The sequence below is a fragment of the Bifidobacterium primatium genome (genome assembly GCF_002802875.1).
GTDB lineage: Bacteria > Actinomycetota > Actinomycetes > Actinomycetales > Bifidobacteriaceae > Galliscardovia > Galliscardovia primatium.
Window position 1 is genome coordinate 1 of the sequence record NZ_PEBI01000008.1, and the last position, 1,771, is coordinate 1,771.

Here is a 1,771-nt window from a genome sequence, read left to right on the forward strand (position 1 = left end):
CACCACAACGCAAACCCAAACAAAACAACAACCCCAAAACCACTGAAAACAAACGCCACCCACGGCGTGTCGCAAAACAGCATTTTTCCACGTCTAAAGCCAGTATACGGCTCAAAATCATCGGGAAAAATCGGCATCCCATACCCCGGACGGCGTGTCGCGCAATATTCATTCCTCATTTACCTCATAACGGCGATAGCATCGGCCATATCAAACGGCGTTATTTCATGGCATGCCGATGAATCAGACGAAGGGGCATCAAATAATGAGAATCATCATCATGATAGGAATCATCATAGTGATCGTGGCGGCAAGCATCATCGCTGTGTGGGCGGTAATACATAACTCCGGTGAACCGGTCGTCCCTGTTGATGATCAGCTGATTCAAGAACACGGCAAAGTCAAGTCGTCATCGTCCACGCAGGATCTGTCTACAGGAGAAACCATCACCACCCTGACGTTCCAGGACGGCACAATCATCGTCACCCGGACCACGGCCGACGGCACATCAAACACCACGACCAGTCGGGGAACGCTCGACCCCGATGCCATACGTCGGCTGGCACAATCAGTGCGTGCGGAGTATCTCTCCCGTCTGGGGCGCCACTCATACGGCTCCGATGCACATGAGGACACCCGTCGACCCACGTTTGACGGAACGTATCGTGACGCTCTGGACCAAGCCGCTCACAGCCATAACGTCTATGTGCCGAATGATTTGCCGAAGTTCCAATTCGGAGTGAATCGTGCCATCGATGACTATATGAGAGTCGGTCGCTCCTATGGCACATTGAGTGCATACACATATCAGTACAGCGAACGGCTGGAATCGTCATTCGGCAACAATCATCCGAAAAGCTTCGTCTTTGATCTGTATTGCTTCGGCACGATGACTCCTCAGTGGAATGCGGATATCACCTCGATACGAGATGCCATACACAACATCGGCGAGCATAGCGTGGACGAGCGAGACGGCAACGGACATCATATAGTGTTCGTCGGCGACGACGTATCCGATACATCCATCGCGCTGTTGTATCAGGCGTTCGCCGCATGCGCCCAGGAATAAAACATCCAGGTGTAGAGAAAGCAGGGCGTATTTACCGATAACGTGCATTATGTCAAAAAGAACAAAGAGCCTCATGACTTTTAGTCATGAGGCTCTTTCCTATATACGATTGTTTTGTCATACGCCAATAAAGTGTGGTTTCACGTGAAACATCGCGGAATACAGGGAAAGCGCAACGGGTTTCCCTGCGGAGTGCACGGTATGTTCATGCTCGGCTTGTTCGTCCCGGTGCGCGGCAGGAATGCGGGGTCCGGCGCGAATGGTCCGTTGGTCCGGCGTCGACGCATTCACTTCCGCATGAACCAGTGGATATGGTCGTATCCGACGGTTCATCCCATCGATGGATACCCGGATACCACCGTATTGACGGATTCGTGCCGTATCGGATCGTGGGATGTGTTGCGTCATGCAATTCGTGTACGCCATCGCATACGCGTCATCGGCATGTATTGGATATGTGGGACGTCGCAGGTACGGAAAGGTCCCCGATGGATCACCGGGGACCTCATAGACGCTCTGCAGAGATAAAACCACAGGAGGAACGCAGAGAACCGCGGGCCGCGCGGCCTCGGTCGTCCTTCCGTTCTTGTGGCTGTGTCCGGATAAATGAAAAGGGGAAGAGTATATATGGGAAAAGGCCTCGGACCGTGTGGGTCCGGGGCCTTTCCTACGTTTGGTTGCGGCGGCGTGCTACTCTCCCAC

General features: G+C 53.2%; 1 protein-coding gene. It reads left to right on the plus strand.

The window, feature by feature from the left end; translation table 11 throughout:
• The first annotated feature begins 265 nt into the window (after window positions 1-265).
• Complete coding sequence (locus CS006_RS10580) at window positions 266-1,069, plus strand: hypothetical protein (protein ID WP_243387115.1); 804 nt, start codon at window positions 266-268, stop codon at window positions 1,067-1,069.
• Window positions 1,070-1,771: the final 702 nt, after the last annotated feature.